This window comes from Georgenia satyanarayanai (assembly GCF_009193135.1).
GTDB lineage: Bacteria > Actinomycetota > Actinomycetes > Actinomycetales > Actinomycetaceae > Oceanitalea > Oceanitalea satyanarayanai.
Window position 1 is genome coordinate 109,015 of sequence record NZ_VUKC01000004.1, and the last position, 18,940, is coordinate 127,954.

The 18,940-nt window shown below is 73.8% G+C and carries 21 protein-coding genes; 3 read left to right on the top strand and 18 right to left on the bottom strand.

Going from position 1 to position 18,940, the window contains the following annotated elements:
* From GD632_RS07120 to GD632_RS07165, 10 genes are all read right to left on the bottom strand, one after another.
* On the bottom strand, positions 1-504 hold the full coding sequence (locus GD632_RS07120; RefSeq protein ID WP_152190342.1) for a thermonuclease family protein: 504 nt from the start codon (positions 502-504) through the stop codon (positions 1-3).
* A 10-nt stretch (positions 505-514) separates the two neighbouring features.
* Positions 515-1,312, bottom strand: a complete 798-nt coding sequence (locus GD632_RS07125; RefSeq protein WP_152190344.1) for an SH3 domain-containing protein — start codon at positions 1,310-1,312, stop codon at positions 515-517.
* A 186-nt stretch (positions 1,313-1,498) separates the two neighbouring features.
* Entirely contained in the window at positions 1,499-3,382 is a 1,884-nt protein-coding gene (locus tag GD632_RS07130) for an NHL domain-containing thioredoxin family protein (RefSeq protein WP_152190346.1), read from the bottom strand.
* Positions 3,379-3,624 carry a hypothetical protein gene (locus GD632_RS07135; protein WP_152190349.1) on the bottom strand — a complete coding sequence of 82 codons (246 nt, stop codon included), beginning with the start codon at positions 3,622-3,624 and terminating at the stop codon, positions 3,379-3,381. The genes GD632_RS07130 and GD632_RS07135 overlap by 4 nt, the downstream gene beginning before the upstream one ends.
* A gap of 85 nt (positions 3,625-3,709) precedes the next feature.
* Positions 3,710-5,383, bottom strand: coding sequence for an alpha-amylase family protein (locus GD632_RS07140; protein ID WP_152190351.1), 1,674 nt, complete (start codon positions 5,381-5,383; stop codon positions 3,710-3,712).
* A gap of 122 nt (positions 5,384-5,505) precedes the next feature.
* Entirely contained in the window at positions 5,506-6,054 is a 549-nt protein-coding gene (locus GD632_RS07145; protein WP_152190354.1) for a M15 family metallopeptidase, read from the bottom strand.
* 482 nt (positions 6,055-6,536) lie between these two features.
* The gene (locus tag GD632_RS07150) at positions 6,537-7,019 is read right to left on the bottom strand and encodes an SRPBCC domain-containing protein (protein WP_152190356.1); all 483 of its coding nucleotides are present in this window, start codon (positions 7,017-7,019) and stop codon (positions 6,537-6,539) included.
* Entirely contained in the window at positions 7,016-7,357 is a 342-nt protein-coding gene (locus tag GD632_RS07155) for an ArsR/SmtB family transcription factor (protein ID WP_152190358.1), read from the bottom strand. The genes GD632_RS07150 and GD632_RS07155 overlap by 4 nt, the downstream gene beginning before the upstream one ends.
* A 25-nt stretch (positions 7,358-7,382) precedes the next feature.
* Complete coding sequence (locus tag GD632_RS07160; protein ID WP_226924718.1) at positions 7,383-8,078, bottom strand: alpha/beta fold hydrolase; 696 nt, start codon at positions 8,076-8,078, stop codon at positions 7,383-7,385.
* Between the two features lie 53 nt (positions 8,079-8,131).
* Entirely contained in the window at positions 8,132-9,094 is a 963-nt protein-coding gene (locus GD632_RS07165; RefSeq protein WP_152190363.1) for a TIGR03885 family FMN-dependent LLM class oxidoreductase, read from the bottom strand.
* A gap of 80 nt (positions 9,095-9,174) precedes the next feature.
* On the opposite strand from GD632_RS07165, the gene GD632_RS07170 reads away from it, so the two are divergent.
* Positions 9,175-11,067, top strand: a complete 1,893-nt coding sequence (locus GD632_RS07170; RefSeq protein ID WP_226924720.1) for a penicillin-binding transpeptidase domain-containing protein — start codon at positions 9,175-9,177, stop codon at positions 11,065-11,067.
* Positions 11,068-11,071: 4 nt separating this feature from the next.
* Here GD632_RS07170 and GD632_RS07175 read toward each other — a convergent pair whose 3' ends face one another.
* On the bottom strand, positions 11,072-12,067 hold the full coding sequence (locus GD632_RS07175; protein ID WP_152190365.1) for an asparaginase domain-containing protein: 996 nt from the start codon (positions 12,065-12,067) through the stop codon (positions 11,072-11,074).
* Positions 12,068-12,340: 273 nt separating this feature from the next.
* Between GD632_RS07175 and GD632_RS07180 the strand changes: the two genes are divergently transcribed.
* Complete coding sequence (locus GD632_RS07180) at positions 12,341-12,916, top strand: CueP family metal-binding protein (protein ID WP_152190367.1); 576 nt, start codon at positions 12,341-12,343, stop codon at positions 12,914-12,916.
* Here the strand turns inward: GD632_RS07180 and GD632_RS07185 are convergent.
* From GD632_RS07185 to GD632_RS07200, 4 genes are read right to left on the bottom strand one after another with little or no spacing between them, the layout of a single operon-like run.
* Entirely contained in the window at positions 12,913-13,332 is a 420-nt protein-coding gene (locus GD632_RS07185; RefSeq protein WP_152190370.1) for an ATP-binding protein, read from the bottom strand. The two genes, GD632_RS07180 and GD632_RS07185, sit on opposite strands and share 4 nt — an antisense overlap.
* Positions 13,322-13,654: an STAS domain-containing protein gene (locus GD632_RS07190; protein WP_152190372.1), complete on the bottom strand. Its 333-nt coding sequence runs from the start codon at positions 13,652-13,654 to the stop codon at positions 13,322-13,324. The genes GD632_RS07185 and GD632_RS07190 overlap by 11 nt, the downstream gene beginning before the upstream one ends.
* Positions 13,626-15,623: a glycosyltransferase family 2 protein gene (locus GD632_RS07195; protein ID WP_152190375.1), complete on the bottom strand. Its 1,998-nt coding sequence runs from the start codon at positions 15,621-15,623 to the stop codon at positions 13,626-13,628. The genes GD632_RS07190 and GD632_RS07195 overlap by 29 nt, the downstream gene beginning before the upstream one ends.
* Positions 15,620-16,789, bottom strand: coding sequence for a PP2C family protein-serine/threonine phosphatase (locus GD632_RS07200; protein WP_152190377.1), 1,170 nt, complete (start codon positions 16,787-16,789; stop codon positions 15,620-15,622). The genes GD632_RS07195 and GD632_RS07200 overlap by 4 nt, the downstream gene beginning before the upstream one ends.
* A gap of 132 nt (positions 16,790-16,921) precedes the next feature.
* Between GD632_RS07200 and GD632_RS07205 the strand changes: the two genes are divergently transcribed.
* Entirely contained in the window at positions 16,922-17,125 is a 204-nt protein-coding gene (locus tag GD632_RS07205; RefSeq protein WP_152190379.1) for a DUF3072 domain-containing protein, read from the top strand.
* Here the strand turns inward: GD632_RS07205 and GD632_RS07210 are convergent.
* From GD632_RS07210 to GD632_RS07220, 3 genes are all read right to left on the bottom strand, one after another.
* Positions 17,112-17,996, bottom strand: coding sequence for an oxygenase MpaB family protein (locus tag GD632_RS07210; protein ID WP_152190381.1), 885 nt, complete (start codon positions 17,994-17,996; stop codon positions 17,112-17,114). The genes GD632_RS07205 and GD632_RS07210 overlap by 14 nt on opposite strands.
* Before the next feature lie 117 nt (positions 17,997-18,113).
* Positions 18,114-18,557 (bottom strand): DUF4383 domain-containing protein, encoded by a 444-nt coding sequence (locus GD632_RS07215; RefSeq protein ID WP_152190383.1) that lies wholly within the window; start codon positions 18,555-18,557, stop codon positions 18,114-18,116.
* A 27-nt stretch (positions 18,558-18,584) separates the two neighbouring features.
* Positions 18,585-18,917, bottom strand: a complete 333-nt coding sequence (locus GD632_RS07220) for an STAS domain-containing protein (protein WP_226924722.1) — start codon at positions 18,915-18,917, stop codon at positions 18,585-18,587.
* Between the last annotated feature and the right edge of the window lie 23 nt (positions 18,918-18,940).

An 18,940-nucleotide genomic window follows, 5' to 3' on the forward strand; every position in this document is an offset into this window, starting at 1 on the left:
TCAGCAGCCGTTGGCCGGGTCGTGGAGCCCTCGGGACGCTGCGCGCGCCTCGTCGTGGGCGGCGACGACGGCGTCGTGGAAGCGCTCGTTCGGTCGCACGAGGACGGGCACGCCCAGCCCGGCGCGGGCGACCTCGGCGTTGACGAGGACGTCGGCGAGGTAGACCCCGGCGAGGCGGCGCCCGAAGCGGTCGGTCGGCTCGACGTCGGACTCGAGGCGGACCTCGGTGCCCGCGGGCAGGAGCTCGGCGAGGAAGGCGGTGGCCTCGTCGCCCAGGCACTCGGCCTCGGTGTAGGGCCCGTCCTTCTCGGGGGCGTCGAGATTGAGGAGCCGGACGGGAACCTCCGCGCCGTCGAGGTCGACGCGGATCGTGTCGCCGTCGACGACGTGGGTGACGACGGCGACCTCACCGACCGCCTCCTCGGCCGGGGCGCAGGCGCTGACGAGCACGGCGACGACGGCGAGCGGAGCGTGCCACGAGCGGGTCCCTGCGGGCAGTGGCACGCCTACGGCCTCACTCGCACAGGCCGTCCTCGGTCGCGCCCCGCGCGCACAGCAGGGTGAGCTCGACGGACCGGACGGTGTGCCCCTGGTCCGTGCGCTCGGTGACGACGCGGAGCCGCTCCCCGGCGAGGGCGTCGTCGCCGAGGCCGACGACGTCGATGACCACCTCTCCGGCGTCGCCCTCGACGGGGCCGTCCACGACCACCGTCTCGACCGACGGCGGCTGGTCGGCGGTCCGCTGCCGGGCGACGAGCAGGCCGGCCTCCTCGACCGTGGCGGCCGAGGGCAGCTCGGGAAGGTCGGCGGTGATGTCGGTGCTCTGCCCGGGGAAGGCGATGTACCTCATGTTCACCCAGTAGAACCAGCCGTCGGTCCTCATGACCTGGGCCCAGTGCGAGCCGTCCTCGCGGCGGCGGACCTCACCGTGCGCGGGGCTGACGGCGAGGGGGTCCAGGGTGCCGACGGACTCGAACTCCGTCCCTGGCCCGTGCCGGAGGTTGAGGCCGCTGCCCGCCGCGACGCCGATGACGGCGACGACCTCGTTGAGCGGAGGGATGTCGACGACCTCGCCGGGCAGCTCGCCGGCGGGTGCGCCCGTGTCGGCGGGCGCCTCCGGACCGGTCGGCTCGGGGCTGCTCGGTTCCTCGGGGCTGGTGGGCTCCTCCGTGCTGGGCTCGGTGCTCGGCTCGGAGGGGGAGGCGGCGGTGGAGGTCGGCTCCTCGCCGGGACCGTCCTGCGCCGACTCGGTACCGCAGGCGGTGAGGAGCAGGCCGGCTGCGAGGATGACCGCCGGAAGTGTTCGTCGCATGTCGAGCACCGTAGTGCCGGGCAGCGTCTCCACGGCGCCGCTGCGCGGTGTCGAGACGAAGTTGCAACACAGGCCCGCGCGCGGGACCGCGGGCGGCCGAGAGCCGCGACCCGTCGTCCTCGCGACGGACGGGCCCCACCGCCTCGTGCTCGTCACCAGCGGCGGGACCGACGCTGAGCCGGCGCCTCAGCCGTGGAGGTTGAGGACGAGCTCCTCGGGGCCACCCTCGACCACACGCACCGGGATGCCCCAGTCCTGGGCGGCGAGGTGGCAGGCGGGGAACTCGATGGCGGGGTCGTCGTCGCAGGAGGCGGCCTTGGCGGTGACCGACAGGACGGTCTGCTCGTCCTGCCCGTCGAGGGAGCCGAGGCTCAGGGTCACCTGCCGCTCGAGGTCCGTGCCCGTCCCGCCGCCGGCGACCAGCGAGCCCGCCGAGACGGACAGCTGGGTCGAGGGGCCGAAGCGGTCGTCGAGCTTCTTGCCGGCCGGCGGGGTGAAGACGACGCGCAGCGTGAAGCTCGGCGCCACCTCGGTCGCGGGCCGGTGGGTGCGGTGCGCCCCGCCGTCGTGCAGCTCGGCCGCGCCCTCGGGCAGCGGCACACGCGTGAGCCGGTGGGCGGCGGACTCGACGACGACGAGGTGTGCGCCGTCGTCGTCCACGAGCAGGCCGGACGGCTCCGCGAGGCCGGTGGCCACGGTGCTCACCTGCCCGGTGGCGGGGTCGTAGAGCCGGACGGCGCCGTTGTAGGTGTCGGCGACGGCGACCTGGCCGCCCGGGAGGGCGGCGACGCCGAGCGGGTGCTGGAGCAGCGCCTCGGCGGCGGCACCGTCGCGGTGGCCGAAGTCGAAGAGCCCCTGCCCGACGACGGTGCGCACCTGGCCGGCGGGCACGTCGACGTAGCGCAGGGCGGAGGTCTCGGCGTCGGCGAGCCAGACGCGCCCGTCCGCCCCGACCGACAGGCCCGAGGGCTGGGCGAACCAGGCCTGGCGCAGCTCACCGTCGACGAGACCCTCGTTCATCGTCCCGCCCAGCCGCGCGACGAAGCCGGCGGCGGGGTCGAAGGTCCACAGCGTGTGGTGCCCGGCCATCGCGACGACGACGGCCCCGGCCTCGGCGGACCAGGCGACGTCCCACGGGGAGGAGAGCTTGAGGCGGCGGGCGGGGCCGTAGTCCTCGGTGGCGGGCTCACCGCCCGGCGTGACGTTGTCCGGGGCACCGACCATGAACTGCTCACCGGTGCCGGCGAGCGTGCTCACGTGCCCGTCGGCGAGGCGAACCCCGCGCAGGAGGTGGTTGACGGTGTCGGCGACGACGACGTCGTACCCCACCTGCTCGGCGACCTCGCGCGGGAGGAGGCACAGCCCGTTCGGCTCGTTGAGCTCGGCGACGTCAGGTGCGCCGTCGGCGCGCCCGCGGGTGCCGGAGCCGATCGTCCGGACGAGGGTCTCGCCGTCGGGCGCGAGCTCGACGAGGCGGTGGTGGCCGGCGTCGGCCACGAGGAGGTTGCCGCCCGGGAGGGTGACCGCCTTGGCGGGGAACCTCAGCAGGCCGGCGGTGGGCTCGGGCGGCACGTAGGGGCCCGAGCCGCGGTGGAGCGTGCCCTTGGCCTCGTGCTCGGCGACGAGCTGCTCGATGGCGGCGGCGATGTTCGGGGTGTGCCCCTCGCCGGCCATGTGGCCGACGATGTAGCCCTCGGGGTCGATGAGGACGAGCGTGGGCCAGGCGCGGGCGGTGTAGGCCTTCCACGTGACGAGCTCGGGGTCGTCGAGGACGGGGTGGGCGACGTCGTAGCGCTCGACGGCGGCGACGAGCGCATCCGGGTCGGCCTCGTGGACGAACTTGGGGGAGTGGACGCCGATCGTCACGAGGACGTCGTGGTACCTCGCCTCGAGCTCGCGCAGCTCGTCGATGACGTGGAGGCAGTTGATGCAGCAGAACGTCCAGAAGTCGAGGAGGACGATCTTGCCGCGCAGCTCCTGCAGGGTGAGCTCGCGGCCGCCGGTGTTGAGCCAGCCGCGGCCGACGAGCTCGGAGGCGCGGACACGGGGCTGGGTGCGGGCGGAGGTCATGCCCCCATTGTCACCGCGGCGGCTGTGCGCCCGGGCACGGGGACCGCGTCGGTCTCGTGGGATGGGACACGGAGCTCGGCCGCACTCGCCGGCTGTCCCTGCGTGCCGCCGGCCGGCAGGAGCCGGCCGGTGAGGACGTGCATGGTGACGAGGACGGCGAGGGCCAGTGCCGCGAGCGCGGCGCCGACGGCGATGGCGCCGGCGAGCTCGGGCAGGCGGCTGCGGGGACGGTCGGTGCTCACCGGACGATCCTCCCCGGGCGGGGTGCGAGCTCGCGTCGGCCTCGCGGCTGACGTTCACGGACCCGGGTCCACCCGTGGTCGGACCTCAGGGCAGGCGTAGCTTGCCCGCGTGGTGGACGTGGAACCACCGGTAGCCGTACCCGTCCAGGGCCAGCTCGGCCGCGCCGTCGTCGTCGAGGACGAGGCGCTCGTCGCCGAGCAGGCTCTCGAGGAAGGACCCGGCCGGCGCGTCGACCTGCAACGGGACGGTGCGCGCCTCCCCGCCGAGGTTGTGGACGGCGACGACCATCCGTCCGTCCCACGCGACGCAGTGCGCGAGGACCTCGGGGTGGGGCTGGTCGAGGACGTGGAACGTGCCGCGGCCGAGCTCGGGATGGGAGCGGTAGGTCTGGACGAGGCGCCGCACGAAGGTCCACATCGAGTCCGGGTCGCGCATCTGGTCCCACGCGTTGACGAACTCGGGGCCGTAGCCGCCGGGCACCGGGCGGGCGACGAGCTTGGCGGGCGCGGCGGTGGAGAACGCGCCGTTGCGCTCCGGTGACCACTGCATCGGGGTGCGCACCGCCATGCGCCCCTCGGCGGCGAGGTCCTCGCCCATCCCGATCTCCTCGCCGTAGAAGAGCGAGGGCGTGCCGGGCAGGGAGAACAGCAGGGAGTAGACGAGCCGGATGCGGCGCGGGTCCCCGTCCATCATCGGCGGCACGCGGCGCTTGAGGCCGCGCCCGTAGATCTGCATCTCCTCCTCGGGGCCGAAGGCGGCGAAGACCTCGGCCCGCTCCTCCTCGGTGAGCTTGTCGAGGGTGAGCTCGTCGTGGTTGCGCACGAACGTCGCCCACTGGCAGTCCTCGGGGATCTCCGGGCGGGCGAGCAACGCCTCGGTGAGCGGCCCGGCGTCCCCGCGGGCGAGGGAGAGGTAGAGCTTCTGCATGGTGATGAAGTCGAACATCATGTGGAGCTGCTGGCCGTCACCGAAGTACGTCGCCTGCTCCTCGTGCGGGACGTTGACCTCGCCGAGGAGGACGGCGTCGCCGCGGCGGCGGGAGAGGAAGGCCCGGATGTCCTTGAGGTGGTCGTGGGGGTGGGCCATCGCATCGGCGTCCGCGCCGGTCATGCCGACGTCCTCGAGGAAGAAGGGCACGGCGTCGACCCGGAAGCCGTCGATCCCGAGCTCGAGCCAGAAGCCGACGACCTTCATGATCTCGTCGCGCACCTTGGGGTTGGCGACGTTGAGGTCGGGCTGGTGGGAGTAGAAGTGGTGGAGGTACCACTCCTCGGTCTTCTCGTCGAAGGTCCAGATGCCGCCCTCCTTGTCCGGGAAGACGGCCATGTCGGAGGTGTCCGGCGGCTCCTCCGCGCGCCACACGTAGTAGTCGCGGAACGGGTTGTCCGTCGACCGGCGGGCGGCCTTGAACCACGGGTGCTGGTCGGAGGTGTGGTTGATGAGGAGGTCGACGATGACCCGCATGCCGCGGTCCTTGGCGGTGCGGACGAGCTCGACGGCGTCGCCCAGGCTTCCCAGGCGCGCGTCGACCCCGTAGAAGTCGGTGACGTCGTAGCCGTCGTCGCGGTCCGGGGTGGGGTAGAAGGGCATGAGCCACAGGCACGTGACGCCGAGCTGGGCGAGGTAGTCGATCCGGTCGACGAGGCCGGCGAGGTCTCCCACGCCGTCGCCGTCGGAGTCGAAGAAGGTCTCGACGTCGAGGCAGTAGATGACGGCGGTCTTCCACCACTGGTCGGAGGTCTCGGTGATGCGGGTCATCGCTCGTCTCCCTGGAGGTGGGGCGGGTCGGGTCCTGTGTACCGGTGGAGGGGCGCCACGGCATCCGGGGCGCCTCCGACGGCACGGGCGCCAGGGGAGGTGGTGCCGCGAGACCCAACGACCTAGCCGACGGCGGCAGCGTCCCGCAGCAGCGGTGGACACGCGGTGCCGGGTGTGGCGAGCGCCTCGACGTGCCACGGCTCGTTCTCGTAGACGAGGCAGAGGCCGAACTCGGCCCCGTGGTCGGCGAGCCAGTCGCGTGACTCGGCCGGGCCGACGTCGATCGCCGTGCCCTGCACGTGCGCCGACTGCTCCGGGGGGAGCACCCACCGGCGGGCGGCCTCGGGGGAGCCGTGCTCCTCGACCGCCTCGTCGAGCAGGCGCTGCTGCTCCGCCGCGGTGCGGGCACCGGACGTGACGCGCAGCGGGTAGCCGGCCTCGGCGGCGGCGGCCTGCGCCCGGAGGAAACGGGCCGCCAGCTCCGGGTCGAGGCCGGCGAGCTCGGGCTGGTCACCGGCGGGGACGTCGACCGGCGCGCGGTCGCGCGCCTCGTGGGCCACGGCGCCCAGCGGGCCGGGTCGGCCGAGCAGCGCGACGACGACGACCGCCGCGACGACGACGAGGACGAGCAGCCGGCGATGGGCCTGGGTGGCGTGCTGTGGAGTGGTCACCCCACGAGCCTCGCCGGGGCGGACGCCCCGCCGCGTCGGTCCGGTGGTGGACCGTGCGTCGGCCCGGCGGTTGACCGCGGGCCCGCCGGGTGGGACCAGGGGTGGACCCGCGCGGACCTCTGCGGAGGGGCGGACGTGGTGCGGAGACGGGGGGGGGGGGGGACGGGGGGGGGGAGGGGGCGGGGCACCCCCCCCCCCCGCCCCCCCGGGGGGGCCCCGGGGGGCCCCCGCGCGTCCCGCGGCGGTGGGGCGGACGTGGTGCGGAGACGTCAAGCTGAGTCACCGGGTGACTCAGCTTGACGTCCCCGCGGCGCCCGCAGCACCCGCTCCCCGGTGCCGGGCTCGGCGAGGTTACCGCGGTCGAGCACGGCGATCCGGCCGGCATGCCGACGACGGCGAGGTCGTGGCTGATGGTGAGCGTCGCGAAGCCGAGGCGCTCCGGCAGCTCGGCGGCGGTCGTCCCGGACGACGGGCGGCACGCCTCAGGACGTCGGTGCGTCCATCGACCTGCCGGTCTCGACGAGGGTCTTGAGCCCAGACAGCGCCCACGGCCAGCCGCCGCCACCACCCTGCGGGTCGCCGCCGCCGTTGAGCTCCTCGGCCTGGTCGGGCGCGGCGGTGACATCGTGGGTGAGGACGACCTTGGTCTGGCCGTTGGGGTACTCCGTCAGCTCCCAGGTGAGCCGGGTGGCCGGCGCCCCGGGCCGCCAGGTCGGGCTCCAGGACAGGACGAGGAGGCGGGGCGGGTCGATCTCGACGACCTCGCCCTCGACGGCCACTGGGCCCATGCCGAAGGCGACCATGTCCGGGGTGGAGAGGTTGCGGTAGGTCCCCCCGGGCCGCGGGTCGAGCTCGACCTCCCCGCCGTAGCCCCACTGCGTCGTGCTCTCGGAGGTGGTGATGGCGTCCCAGATCCGCTGGGCCGGAGCGTTGATGTAGATGGTGTGGATGACGTCGGTGCTCATGACTGGTCCTTGTCCTCGAGTCGTTGCTTGAGATCGATGAGGGCGTCGGCGGTGCGCGCCCTGTCGGCGTACTTGCCGATCCACCGGCGGTGGATCTGCTGGACCGGTACCGGGTTGAGGTAGTGCTCCTTGACCCGGCCGACCTTGCGGGTGGTCACCAGTCCTGCCGCTTCGAGCAGCCGCAGGTGCTTGGCCACACCGAACCGCGTCATCTCGACGTGCTCGGTGACGACGGCCTCGAGCTCCCCGAGCGCGCGGCCGTCGCGCTCGAAGAGGGCGTCAAGAAGCAGTCGGCGGACCGGGTCCGCCAGTGCCTTGAACACGAGGTCCTCGTCCACACCCGCATAATAGGTGACTAACAGGTCACCTAACAAGACCGCCGTGGACCTCGGCGGCGTAGCGGTCGAGCAGCGCGGCCAGCTGGCCCGGGTGGCTGAGGGCGGCGAGGTGGCCGCCGTCGATGTCGTCGGGCACGATCCCGAGGCGCTCGCGGGCGATACGGTGCTGGAAGTCGCGGGGGAAGAGGCGGTCGTCGCGGCCGGTGACGACGCGGGTGGGCACGTCCGGCCACGCGGCGAGCGGCCACGGGTCGGCGAAGGGACGGCCGGACTGGTCACGGTCCCGCTCGCCCTCCTCGGAGAGCAGCTCGGGCGGGACGTCGTGGCCGTAGAGCACCGCGTCGTCCTGGAGGTCCGCCTCGCTCAGCCCGATGCTCCGGGCGTGCTCGACCATCGCCTCGTGCTGCCCCGTCACCCGCCACCAGTCCCCGCCGGTCTCGCCCGGGACCGGGACCATGGCGTTGTGCAGGACGAGGAGGCGGACCGGGAGGCGCTCGCAGAGGAGCGGCGCGGTGAGGGCACCCATCGACAGGGCGACGACGGCGACATCCTCCGCACCGGGCGGGACGGCGGCGACGGCAACATCGGTGTACGCGGCCAGGCCGGCGTCGTCGTCGCCGGCGGGAAGGTCGACCGGCACGGCGCGGTGCCCCCGGGCCTCGAGCTCCCGGGCGACGAGGTGCCAGACCCAGGCGGAGCCGCCGGCACCGGGGAGCAGCATGAAGGTGACCATGGGAGGGCAGACCGGCGCGCCCCCCGAAAGTCACCGGGCGCTCAGCCCCGCAGCGCCGGCAGCAGCTCGCGCTCGGCGAGGGCGAGGAAGGGGGCCTGGTCCTGGCCGACGTGGTGGAGGTACACCTCGTCGAAGCCGAGCTCCTCGTACTCGCGCAGCTGCTCGACCAGCCCGGCCACCGAGTCGGTGACGACGACGGCGCCGGCGACGACCTCGTCGGGCACGTAGCGGCCGACCTTGTCGAAGTCCTCGGGTGTGGCGGTGTCGTGCGCGATCGGCTCGGGGAAGGTGTTGTTCTGCCACTGGTCGCGCGCGATGTCGCGGGCCTCCGCCATCGTCGGGGCGATCGAGACGTGCACCTGGAGGGCGAGCGTGCCCTCCCCGCCGGCCTCCCGGTAGGCGCCGACGATCTCGCGCATCGCGTCGAGCTCGCTGTTGATCGTGATGAGCCCGTCGGCCCAGCGCGCGGCACGGGCGGCGGTGCCGGGGGACAGGGCGGGGCCCATGAGCGCCGGCGGCTCGGGCGGGAGGGTGTAGAGGCGCGCGCGCTCGACGGTCACGTGCCGGCCGCGGAAGGTGACCTCCTCCCCGGCGTGCAGCCGCCGGATGACCTCGACGCACTCCTCGAGGCGCTCCTGGCGCAGGTCCTTGCCGATCCACTTGTCGCCCGTGATGTGCTCGTTCATGTTCTGCCCGCTCCCCAGCGCCACCCAGAACCGGCCGGGGAACATCTCGGCGAGCGTCGCGGAGGCCTGCGCGACGATCGCCGGGTGGTAGCGCTGCCCGGGGGCGTTGACCGCACCCAGGCGCAGGGTCGTCGTGGCGAGCGCGGCGCCCAGCCACGACCACGTGAACCCGGAGTGCCCCTGCCGCACCGACCACGGAGCGAAGTGGTCCGAGCACATGGCCATGTCGAAGCCGGCGCGTTCGGCCTGCTGGACGTCCCGGAGGAGCTGGGAGGGGGCGATCTGCTCGTGCGAGGCGTGGAATCCGTAGCGGGGCATGGTTCCTGTCTAGCGTGCGCGCCCCGGTCCGGCACGCGGAGCCTTGCCCGTGGTGCGCGCGCCCGGGAATACTCGGCCCGGTGATCCGGCGCCTCGTTCCTGCCTGTGCCCTGCTCCTGCTCCTCACCGCCTGCTCGGGCCCCGAGGACGACGGCCTCGACGGTGCCGCCTCCGCCCTGGCCGCGGCCCTGGCCGAGCGCGGCCTGGACGGCGTCACGCTCACCGACCCGGCCGCCGCCGAGTCCTTCGCCGAGCTCGTCGCCCCGCTCGCCGGGTACGACGTCGCGGTGGAGGCGCAGGAGGTGACGCGCGGGGAGGAGGACGGCACGGCCAGCGTCGACCTCGCGTGGTCGTGGACCGTCGAGGACCACGAGTGGGACTACACGACGACGGCGGAGCTCGTCGAGCAGGAGGACGACGGCGGCTGGGCCGTGGCCTGGCGGCCCGACGTCCTCGTCCCCGGCCTTTCGGAGGGTGAGCACCTCGAGGTGACCCGCACGCTGCCCGAGCGCGCCGACGTCCTCGGCGCGGACGAGGAGGTCATCGTCACCGAGCGGCCCGTCGGCCGCTACGGCCTGGACAAGACGCTCGTCGAGGCCGACGAGGTGGGGGAGCGGGCCGAGCAGGTCGCCGAGGCTCTCGGCGTCGACCCCGCCGCCTTCCGTGAGCGCGCCGAGGCGATGGGAGCGAAGGCCTTCGTCGAGGCGATCGTCCTGCGCCCCGAGGACGCCGAGGACGCCGTCGGCGAGGACTTCGCCGACATCCCCGGCGCGCGCGTCGTCGAGGACAGCATCCCGCTCGCCCCCACCCGCGAGTTCGCCCGCGAGCTGCTCGGGCGGGTCGGGCCGGCGACGGCGGAGGTCGTCGAGGCCTCCGAGGGACGCGTCCGGGCGGGTGACGACGTCGGCCTGTCCGGCCTCCAGGCCACCTTCGAGGACCAGCTGCGCGGGACGCCCGATGTCGAGGTCGCCGCCGTCGACGCCGCCGACGCGCGCCGCACCCTCTTCGAGGGCCGGGGCACCGAGCCGGAGGACCTGCGCCTCACCCTGGACGTCGACGTCCAGCAGGCCGCGGAGGAGGTCCTCTACTCCAGCGAGGACACCGAGGGCTCCGCGAGCGCGATCGTCGCGCTTCGTCCCTCCACCGGTGAGGTCCTCGCCGCCGCGAACGGCCCGGGCAACGAGGGCCTCAACGCCGCGACCGCCGGCCAGTACGCACCCGGCTCGACGTTCAAGGTCGTCACCTCTCTCGCCCTCCTGCGGGCCGGCCTGGAGCCCGACGACGCGGTGACGTGCTCGGAGAGCCTCACCGTCGACGGCCGTGAGTTCACCAACTACGACGACTACCCGGCCTCCGCCCTCGGCGAGGTGCCCTTCCGCACGGCCCTGGCCCACTCGTGCAACACCGCGCTCATGGACCAGCGCGACCTCCTCGAGGACGGCGACCTCGCCGCGGCCGCGGAGGCGCTGGGCCTCGGGGCCGAGCGTGAGCTCGGCTTCCCCGCCTACCTCGGGCAGGTGCCGGCGCCGGAGGGCGAGACGGAGCGCGCCGCCTCGCTCATCGGGCAGGGCCGCGTGCTGGCCAGCCCCCTCGCGATGGCGACGGTCGCGGCGTCGGTGCAGGCGGGCCACGCCGTCCTCCCGCAGCTCGTCGTCGGCGCCGTCCCGGAGGCCGCCGAGCCGGCCGAGCCGCTCACCGAGGCCGAGGCCGAGCAGCTGCGCGAGCTCATGGGGGCGGTCGTCGCCGAGGGGTCGGGCGTCATCCTCCAGGACGTCCCGGGCGAGCCGGTCCTCGCGAAGACCGGCACCGCCGAGTACGGCTCCCCGGACGAGGGCGGCGCGCACGAGACGCACACGTGGATGATCGCCGCCCAGGGGGACCTCGCCGTCGCCGTCCTCGTCGAGACCGGCGTCTCCGGCGCCCAGACCGCCGGGCCGATCCTCGAGGAGCTCCTCACCGCCCTCGCGGGCTGAGGACTCACACGCGGGCGCGCTCCTCGAGCGCGGCAGCGAGCTCCTCACCGGAGTGCCCGGCGTGACGCAGGACGTGGAGGAGCAGCCGGGCCTTGCGCCCGGACAGCTCCCCAGCCATGAGCACCCCGGCCTCGATGAGCTGGGCCTCGGACCCGATGTACCCGTAGGTGGCCCGACCCGTGCCCCCGCGCGAGGTGCGGGAGGCGACCACGACGACGACGCCGTCGGCCACCGCCGCCGCAAGAACCGCGGAGGTGGCCGCGGAGACGTGCCCGAGCCCGCTGCCGTCGACGACGAGGGCGCCGAAGCCCGCCGCGAGGAGCGCGCGGACGACGCGGCCGTCGTCGGCGAGCGGCGCCTCCACGAGGGCGACGTCGACCGGCCCGGCCTCGGGCGGCGGCAGGGGGGCGGGACGCGGGACGGCGGGGGAGGCGAAGCGCGCCTGACGCTCCTGCACGCGGCCGACCGGGCCGAAGCCCGGCGAGGCGAAGGTGTCCAGCGCCGTCGAGCTCTCCTTGGTCACCCGCGCGGCGAGGTGGATCTCGTCGTTGAGGACGACGAGCACCCCGCGCTCACGCGCCTCGGTGGCGAGCGCGACGCGGGCGGCGGCGAGGAGGTTGGCGGGCGCGTCGGTGCCGGTGAGGTCCGCCTGGCGCATCGCGCCGGTGACGACGAGCGGCTCGGGCCGGTCCCACAGGAGGTCGAGGAGGAAGGCCGTCTCCTCGAGTGTGTCGGTGCCGTGCGTGACGACGACACCGCTCGCGCCGTCGTCGACCTGCGCGCGGGCCCAGGTGAGGGCCTCGAGGACGTCGGCCACCTCGACCGAGGCCGAGGGCTTGGTGCACACGGACGTCACGAGGACGGCGGCGAGCCCGGCGAGCTCGGGGACGCCGCGCACGAGGTCGACGGCGTCGAGCCGGGGCTGGGCGGCGGCACCGGGCGCGGGGGCGGTCATCGCGATGGTCCCGCCCATCGCGGCGACGGCGAGGATCGGCTGCATCCCGCCAGGATGCCACCCGCCCGCGGCCCTTCCCGCCGACAGCCGACTTCCCGCCGACAGCCGACTTCCCGCCGACAGCCGACTTCTCGCCGACAGCCGACTTCTCGCCGACAGCCGACTTCTCGCCGACAGCCGACTTCTCGCCGACAGCCGAGTTCCCGTCGACAGCCGACTTCTCGCCGACAGCCGAGTTGTCGGCGACAGGTGGACTCCGCCCGCAGTGGGGACCTTGGGCCCGGGACGCCGCGCGGCTCGGTGCCCGAGACTGGACATATGGCACGAACCCCACGCGTGGCCGCTGCCGCCGCCACCCTGCTGATCGCCCTGTCCGCCTGCTCCGACGCCGCGGACGACGCCGCTGCCCCTCTGGAGCCCGCACCCCTGCTCGCCGACCACGGCCTCGACGGCATGAGCGGCAAGGAGATCGTCGACCACCTCGACCGGCTCGGCGGTGCCGACCGGCCGGCCGACCTCACCGCCTCCGTCCGGCCCGGCGAGCTGCTCGTCTCAGACGGCACGGAGGAGCTCGCCGTCGCGCTGCCCGAGGACGAGTTCTACCTGTCCGTCGCGCCGTACGTGGACAGCAGCCACGAGTGCTACTTCCACTCGCTGACGACGTGCCAGGGCGAGCTCACCGAGGCGGACATCGAGGTCACCTTCACGACGTCCGACGGCGAGGTGCTCCTCGACGAGACGACGACGACCTTCGCCAACGGCTTCGCCGGCTTCTGGCTGCCGCGCGACGTCGAGGGCGTCCTGGAGGTCACCCACGACGGCCGCACCGGCGAGGTCCCCGTCGCCACCGGCGAGGAGGACCCCACCTGCCTCACGACGCTGCAGCTGACCTAGCCGGGCGTCCCCCCGGTCCGCCGCTGCGTGATCTGCCAGCGGTTGCCCGTGGGCCCGGCCTCGTGGACGAGCTCGTCGACGAGGGCGCCGGCGAGGGCGAGGCCGCGACCGGTCTCGGCCCACTCGTCGGGCATGTCGTGATCGGCGGCTCCGGGGGCGGGCTCACGGGCGTCGTCGGCGAGGTGGGCGACGACCTCGCCGGGACTCACCGCCACCTCGAGGGTGTACCGGACGCCGCCCGAGGGTCGCCCGTGCTCGACGATGTTCCCGACGAGCTCGATGAGCGCGGTCTCCACCCGCATGACGTCCTCCACCGTGAGACCGGGATGGGCCGCGGCCACCTCGGCGAAGAGCGCGTGGACCTCGGAGAGCGCCGCGGGCAGCGCGAGCCCGGTCCGGCGGTGCTCACCAGCCATCGCGAGCACCCGGCACGTCCGCGTAGGGCCGCAGCACCCGGTCGAGGTTCGTCAGCTTGAGGACCGTCCGTACCTGCTCGGTCACGGCCGCGATCCGCAGGTCACCGCCGGCCTGCCGGGCCCGCTTGAGCGCCGAGATCAGCGCCCCCAGCCCGGAGGAGTCGACGAAGCCCACCTCGCCGAGGTCGAGGACGAGCCGCGGTGGACCCGCGCCGAGCGCCTGCTCGACGGCGTCGCGCAGGCTGCGGGCAGTGACCATGGTCAACCTGCCGCTGCACTCCAGCACCTGGACCTCAGCCTCCTGCCTGGCCGTGATCTCCATGGACCGCTACCTCCTCGTGGTTGTCCGGCGCACGGAAGCGCGCCGCTTCGAAGATGACACTGATGACGACGAGGTCGTAGACGACCCAGACGACGTTGACGCCCGTGCCGATCGCGCTGCCCGCCGTGCCGGTCCACAGCCGGACGACGCCGACGACGCACGCGAGCACGAGGACGACGACCGCGACGGCCTGGGGAAGCACCAGCCGCCACGGGAAGCCGGTGCGAGCCTGTCGGGTCTTGGGGGTGACGACGAAGCCCAGCGGACGCCCCCCGACGACGTTGGCGGCAGCCGTCCAGCAGGCCCTGATCCACAGCGGGAACAGGGCGAGGCTGTACTGGTGGCCGCGCCACGTCTTGACGCCGTACCCGACGACCATGAAGAGCAGCTGGTTGAGGACGACGTAGGGCACGAAGCGCTGGAGGAACTCCATGCCGTAGGCGTTGACGGGCAGCACCCCGAAGCACAGGTAGATGACGGGGGCGGCGATGAAGACGACGGCCGCGAAGCCCGAGAGGTAGCTCCACATCGTCGCGAAGTACATGAGCCGCTGTCCCAGCGACAGCCCCCGCTGGACCAGCGGGTTCTCCCGGAGGAAGACCTGCATGGTGCCCTGGGCCCACCGCAGGCGCTGCTGGAGCATCGTGCGCAGGTCCTCGGGTGCCAGGCCCTTGGCGAGCGTCTCGTGGTGGTACACCGATCGCCAGCCCAGGGAGTGCAGCCGCATCGCCGTCGCCATGTCCTCGGTGACGGAGATGGTCGCGAGCGGCATGACCGGCTGCGCCTCGTCGCCACGGTCGACGTCGACGGCGCGCACGAGCTGGTCGACCGACTGGAGAGCCCCCAGCGGTGACCAGTCGCGCGCGGCGAGCCGTTCCAGGGACTGGTCGTCGACGACGGGCAGCCCGAGCTCCTCGTCGACCTCGACGGGACCACCCTCCGACATCCGCTCGAGCTCCTCGAGGTCGGCCCGGATCTGCGCGACATCGGCGTCGACCAGGGCGCGGGAGGCGGCGTCGACGGCGCGGCGGAAGTCGTAGGTCACCGACCCGAGCTCCTCCCCGGCACGGGCGCGCCGGCGGGCGGTCGTCACGGCGGCGGCGACGGCGTCGAGCGCGGCGACGACGGCCGGCCCGTGCGCCGTCGCGTCCCGCCGGGCGCGGCGCACGATGCGGCCTGCCGCGTCGAGCGCGTCCTCGACGGCCTCGCGGACCTCCCGCACGTAGCCGACGACGCCGAGCTGCATGAGTGCCTCCCGGCGCAGCACGGCGTTGGAGCCGCAGAAGAAGGCGGCGTTCCAGCCGTCCTTGCCCTGCTGGATCGGTCCGTAGAACAAGGGCGCCTGGCTACCCAGCGGGTCGCTCTCGGTGACGTTGCTGAACCACTGCGGGGTCTGGACGAGGGCGATCTCGGGGTCCGCGAAGTAGCCGAGCGTCCTGTCGAGGATCTCCGGCTCCGGCACCTGGTCGGCGTCGAGGATGAGGAGGAACTCTCCCTCCGTCTCGAACAGTGCGTTGTTGAGGTTGCCGGCCTTGGCGTGCCGGGGCCGGTCGGCCCAGTCCTCGCTCCGGGTGACGTAACCGACGCCCAGGCGCGCCGCCGCCTCCCGCATCTCCGGCCGCGCGCCGTCGTCGAGGATCCACGTCGTGTGGGGGTGGCGGATCCGCTGGGCTGCGCGGGCGGTGGCCACGACCATCTCGACGGGCTCGTTGTACGTCGTGATGAAGACGTCGACGGTCGCCTCGTCCGGGGCGGGATCCGGCTGCGGACGGCGGCGCGCCCGCCACATGGTCGTGCCGAAGAGGAAGGCGTCGACGAGCGCGTAGGTCTCGGCGAGGACGAGGGGCAGCGCGATCCACCAGCTGCTCCAGTTGACGGAGAACAGCCAGCGCCACCCGACGTACCAGGTCCCCGCGAGAAGCGTGAGGACGACGAGGACCCGCACGAGCGCGAGCCGTACAGGGTTCATGCCGCCCTCCGGACGACGAGGACGCTCACGTCGTCCAGGGGCACGCGGTCGACCGCCCACGAGATGAAGTTCTCGGCGATCTGCTCCGCGGAGACGCTCTCCCGTCCGAGCTCCTCGAGGGCGGCGCGCGCCTCGGCCTCGGAGGTGATGAAGTCGAGATACCCGTCGCTCACCGCGACGAGCGCGTCCCCGGGGCCGAGGACGGTTCGCCGCGAGTGCCACGGGTGGTCCGGGTCGATGCCGAGCGGCGGCTGTGTGTCCTTGAGGCGTCGGAACGCGCCCTCGGCCTCGAGGACGAAGCCCAGACCGTGACCGGCGTCGACGTACTCCACCTGCCCGTCGCGCCCGTCCACCCGCGCGAGGAAGGCGGTGACGAAGGCGCCGGCGCCGTCGAGGTCCTCGGCGATGCTGCGGGAGGACTTGCGCAGCGCGGTCTCCATGGTGTTGAAGCGCATCGTCGTGCGCAGTGTGGCGCGGACGCCGGCGGCCTGGATCGCCGCGCTGAGACCCTTGCCCATGACGTCGGCGAGGACGACGTTGAGCTGGCCGTCGGCATCCATCCAGTCGTAGAAGTCCCCGCCGACCCCGCGGGACTGGACGCACCGCCCGGCGACGTCCAGGCCCACGACCTCGGGCGCTGTCGACGGGAGGAGGCGTCGCTGGACCTCGGCGGCCTGGCGCATGTCCGCGCTGCGCGTCAGCTCGGACTCCGCCCAGCGCCCCAGCTCCTCGAGCAGCTCGAGCTGGTCGTCGGTCAGTTGCCGCGGCTGCTGGTCGACCAGGCACAGGGCTCCGACTCGCGCCCCGTCCACGGCGAGCGGCTGGCCGGCGTAGAAGCGCACCCCCGGGTCCTCGACCGTGGCCGGGTTGTCGCGGAAGCGGGCGTCGGCGCGGGCGTCGGGGACGACGAGCGCCCCCTCGTCGGTGACCGTCGTGGCACAGAAGCTCCGGGAGAGGGGCAGCTCCTGGGCGAACGGCAGCCCGCTCGCCGCCTTGCTCCACTGCCGGTCCGCGTCGATGAGGTTGACCGCCGCGTAGGGCACGTCGAAGATCCGCCGGGCGAGGTCGACGATCCGGTCGAAGCGCTCCTCCGCCGGGGTGTCGAGGAGGTCCAGCGACCGCACCGTCGCCACCCGCTCCACCTCAGGGCCGCCCGCCTGTGTCATGCTCTCCCCTTCCAAGGCGCACCGCCGCGCCCCGCGAGCCAGCGTAGACACATGTCGAGTATTCGGCACGGCAAGGTCGGGGACTGCTCGGTCCCGCTCGCCGGGCGGCGGGCGCGGTCCTAGCGTGGGCGCATGAGCGAGCAGCCCAGCGACACGATCAAGGACCCCGAGGACTGGACCACCGGCGACGAGCCGGCCACCGGCGCCCAGGTCAGCTACCTCAGCACGCTCGCCCGCGAGGCGGGCCGGGAGGTGCCTGAGAACCTGACCAAGGCGCAGGCCTCAAGCCTCATCGACGAGCTGCAGCAGGGCAGCGACCGCGTCAGCGGGGACTGACCGCCCGCGGCGTCGGTGCCGCGTCCAGCCCGCCCATCACCCACCGCAGGCTGTGCGTGGCCACGTGCCCGGCGGCCGCTCCCAGCGTCGCGTCGCGCCGCGGGTGGTCGGGCAGGCGCAGCGGCGCCCGCGCCCAGCGCGGCAGGGTTGCGACGGCCGCGCGCCCGATGAGGGCGTACCCGGCACGGGCGGGCCCGGTGACCGGCGGCCGGTGGAGGAGGAACTGCGCGGCCTCGAGCGCCTCGGGTGTCGAGCGCAGCTCGGGGCGGTAGTGCTCCAGGGCGGTGCGGAGCTCGGCGTGGGTCGTCGGCACGTCCTGCCCGCCCAGGCGCCGCGCCACGCCGGCCGCCTGCGCGACGTAGGTGTCGGTCTCCGCCGGCGTCAGCGGCCGGGCGCCGAAACGCTGGTGGGCGGTGAGGAAGCTGTCGATCTCGGCGATGTGGACCCACGTGATGAGCCGGGGGTCGTCGGCGCGGTAGGCGACGCCGTCCGTCGTCGTCCCCGAGATGTGCCGGTGGACGGCGCGGACGATCGCGACGGCACGTTCGGCGTCCTCCACCCGCGCGTAGGTGGTCTCGGCGATGAAGGTGCTCGTGCGGGCCAGGCGCCCCCACGGGTCGTTGCGGTAGTCGGAGTGCTGCGCCACGGCGGCCATCGCCAGCGGGTGCAGCGACTGGAGGAGCAGCGCACGCAGGCCACCGACGTACATCGACGCGTCCCCGTGCACCCGCTGGATGGGGTCCTCCGGCCCGTACCAGCGCTCACCCGGTTCCCCGTGGATGCGCCGGCGTGCGTCCTGGGCCTCGGGCCCGGCCACACGTGCCATCAGCAGGTCGCTCAGTCGCCTGCGGGCGGCGCGCACGGAGGTCATGGACACCAGTGTGCGTGAACGAGGCCCGGCCGTCGTGCGCGACGTGGACGCAACGCCGCGCCGCTGGCGACGGACGCGGGTCCTTCGCCAGCGGCGCGGCGGCCGGTACGGGCGCGGTCAGCGGCGGGTGGTGCCCCGCGCGTCGTCGGCGCGGCGACGCGGCCACAGCGCGATGGCGAGACCAGCGATGACGCTGGCGATGTGGAGCCAGTTGTCGGCCCAGTTGATGTTGAGGATGTTGGCGTCGGGGTTGTCCACGACGAACAGGCCGTAGACGAAGGCGGCGCCGTACCCGATGGCGAGGAGCCACCCGTAGGTGCGGGCGCGGGAGTCGCTGCGCCACAGGGCGAGGCCGGCCACTCCGATGAGGATGTGCACGATGTTGTGCAGGGGGTTGATCGCGAAACCGAGCAGTGTCTGGTCATGGTTGTGCTCGGTGAAGCCGTCGAACCCGGTGACGAAGAACCCGGCCACTCCCACGAGCGTGTAGACGGCGCCGATCACCAGCGCCAGGTACTGGTGCGTGCCTCGGGTGGGGACGGCGGTGTGGGGCTGTGTCATGAGAACCCTCCAGTCTTGGTTGAGACTTCAGACTTCACCGGCGGTGGCGCCCGTGCCGGTCTCGCGGATCTGGACGACGTCGCCGAGACGGGTGACGTCGAGGAGGAAACGGACGAGGTCGGGCGGGTCGACGAACACCGCGGTGCGCTGTCCGGCCGCGAGACGGGCGAGGCTGGTGAGCGCGAGGGAGTCCATGAAGGTGACGGCGCGCGTGTCGACCTCCACCGGGAGGCCGCCCGTACGCGCCTCGGTGACCGCCTGCTCGAGGGCCTGCTCCATGACGGCGTCGACCTCCCCGCCGAGCTCGAGCCGCACGAGGCCGTCCGTGCGTCGCAGGCGCACCCAGCCCTGGGTGCTCACCGGTCCTCTTCGCTCCATGACGT

Excerpts from the sequence above, each read along its gene's own strand:
- GD632_RS07160 (WP_226924718.1), bottom strand. The coding sequence starts at position 8,078 with ATGCTGCTCCCCGGTGCCGGCGGCTCCGCCTGGGTCTGGCACCTCGTC.
- GD632_RS07215 (WP_152190383.1), bottom strand. The coding sequence starts at position 18,557 with ATGACACAGCCCCACACCGCCGTCCCCACCCGAGGCACGCACCAGTAC.
- GD632_RS07125 (WP_152190344.1), bottom strand. The coding sequence starts at position 1,312 with ATGCGACGAACACTTCCGGCGGTCATCCTCGCAGCCGGCCTGCTCCTC.
- GD632_RS07195 (WP_152190375.1), bottom strand. The coding sequence starts at position 15,623 with ATGAACCCTGTACGGCTCGCGCTCGTGCGGGTCCTCGTCGTCCTCACG.
- GD632_RS07150 (WP_152190356.1), bottom strand. The coding sequence starts at position 7,019 with ATGAGCACCGACGTCATCCACACCATCTACATCAACGCTCCGGCCCAG.
- GD632_RS07130 (WP_152190346.1), bottom strand. The coding sequence starts at position 3,382 with ATGACCTCCGCCCGCACCCAGCCCCGTGTCCGCGCCTCCGAGCTCGTC.
- GD632_RS07200 (WP_152190377.1), bottom strand. The coding sequence starts at position 16,789 with ATGACACAGGCGGGCGGCCCTGAGGTGGAGCGGGTGGCGACGGTGCGG.
- GD632_RS07205 (WP_152190379.1), top strand. The coding sequence starts at position 16,922 with ATGAGCGAGCAGCCCAGCGACACGATCAAGGACCCCGAGGACTGGACC.
- GD632_RS07180 (WP_152190367.1), top strand. The coding sequence starts at position 12,341 with ATGGCACGAACCCCACGCGTGGCCGCTGCCGCCGCCACCCTGCTGATC.
- GD632_RS07165 (WP_152190363.1), bottom strand. The coding sequence starts at position 9,094 with ATGCCCCGCTACGGATTCCACGCCTCGCACGAGCAGATCGCCCCCTCC.
- GD632_RS07210 (WP_152190381.1), bottom strand. The coding sequence starts at position 17,996 with ATGACCTCCGTGCGCGCCGCCCGCAGGCGACTGAGCGACCTGCTGATG.
- GD632_RS07175 (WP_152190365.1), bottom strand. The coding sequence starts at position 12,067 with ATGCAGCCGATCCTCGCCGTCGCCGCGATGGGCGGGACCATCGCGATG.
- GD632_RS07185 (WP_152190370.1), bottom strand. The coding sequence starts at position 13,332 with ATGGCTGGTGAGCACCGCCGGACCGGGCTCGCGCTGCCCGCGGCGCTC.
- GD632_RS07140 (WP_152190351.1), bottom strand. The coding sequence starts at position 5,383 with ATGACCCGCATCACCGAGACCTCCGACCAGTGGTGGAAGACCGCCGTC.
- GD632_RS07190 (WP_152190372.1), bottom strand. The coding sequence starts at position 13,654 with ATGGAGATCACGGCCAGGCAGGAGGCTGAGGTCCAGGTGCTGGAGTGC.